Source organism: Candidatus Obscuribacterales bacterium, assembly GCA_036703605.1.
GTDB lineage: Bacteria > Cyanobacteriota > Cyanobacteriia > RECH01 > RECH01 > RECH01.
This window is the reverse complement of the sequence record DATNRH010000676.1, coordinates 1-1,285: the sequence shown is the minus strand read 5'-3', so window position 1 is coordinate 1,285 and position 1,285 is coordinate 1. Positions and strand designations below refer to the sequence as shown.

General features: G+C 51.1%; 1 protein-coding gene. It reads right to left on the bottom strand.

Annotated features, from left to right (window positions below):
- Positions 1-750, bottom strand: a 750-nt coding sequence (locus V6D20_14185; GenBank protein HEY9816929.1) for a pentapeptide repeat-containing protein, incomplete at its 3' end; no start/stop codon positions are given.
- Positions 751-1,285 lie beyond the last annotated feature (535 nt).

Sequence of the window (1,285 nt, the reverse complement as noted above, 5' to 3'; positions counted from 1 at the left end):
ACCGCTGAGGTAAGCATCGCTGAGCTTGGCATGGTTGAGGTTGGCATGGTTGAGGTTGGCATGGCTGAGGTAGGCACCGCTGAGGTAGGCACGGCTGAGGTCGGCACCGCTGAGGTTGGCATCGCTGAGGTTGGCACATCTGAGGATGGCAAAGCTGAGGATGGCACGGTTGAGGTTGGCACCTCTGAGTTCGGCACAGTTGAGGTTGGCACCTCTGAGGTCGGCACGCATTAAATTTTGAGCTTCACCACCGTTTTTTCTCAGCAATGCAACCTGTTCAGCCTTCTGTAGGAAGTGAACGTCTTGAACCTCAATGCCCTCGATCTCTGCTAACTCTCCAGACTGAAATAGCTCCTCAACTCGATTGAGCGCATCTTCTGAGCCACCTAAAATTAGTCTGATGCTGCCGTCGTCGATTTCCACAAACCCTATTGATGTATCTCTACCTATCTGGTTCAGCAGCGCAACAATTGCGTCCAGCTTGTGTTTATCGATCTCTTCGATGGTGACTGCAATCGCAAAGGATAGTCTTTTTCCGCTGATTTGCGACGGGAATTCTGAGTTATCCTCAAACTCTACGATCGCCTCCCAATCTTCAATCCCAACCGCCTTGCAGATAGCCCGAAAACTAGAAGAAGCGATCGCAATCCCAGCCCAAAACCGCTTTAGCGTGGCTGGAGACGTATGCGCCAAATCAGCCCAAGCTTGCTCTGCTTTCGCCCATCCCTTCTTGCAACGAGCTTTATCCATCAAGTCCAATCCGGTTGTTGAAGCTTTGAGCGTAGCGGCCATTGGATGAGGCTGTGTTGTTGTCATAGGAGCAGTTTTGGTTCAGATATAGCTCACTCTTAAATGAGCCGCTAGATGAGCGAGAACTGAGGCTATCTCGACGGTTTCATGGCTGACGATGAAATGGTCGAACTCAAGCAATAACTCAATGAACACTCGCCCAATGTACACCGAGCAACCCGCTAACGATCCAATCACTATCGATATGACTCCGTTGATTGAGCATGGTGATTCGCCAACAGCCATCATCCTGACGCTAGCAATTTTTGTCGGTGTGCTGCTTAAGTCTGTTGCAAGGCTGCTTGACCATTAGGACGTGATGCGATCGCCCTCAGTCTATCCGACCGGGGGCGTTCTCTTATGGATTTGGTAGTGTCCTATGGGCAGTTTCAGCACTGTAGCGTCGCTGTTCCTTGCCAGCCTTATCGAACTGGACGCACCATCCGCCAGATGAATCCTTAGGTGCAAGCCATCAGCGATCGCTTCAGGTGGTGGA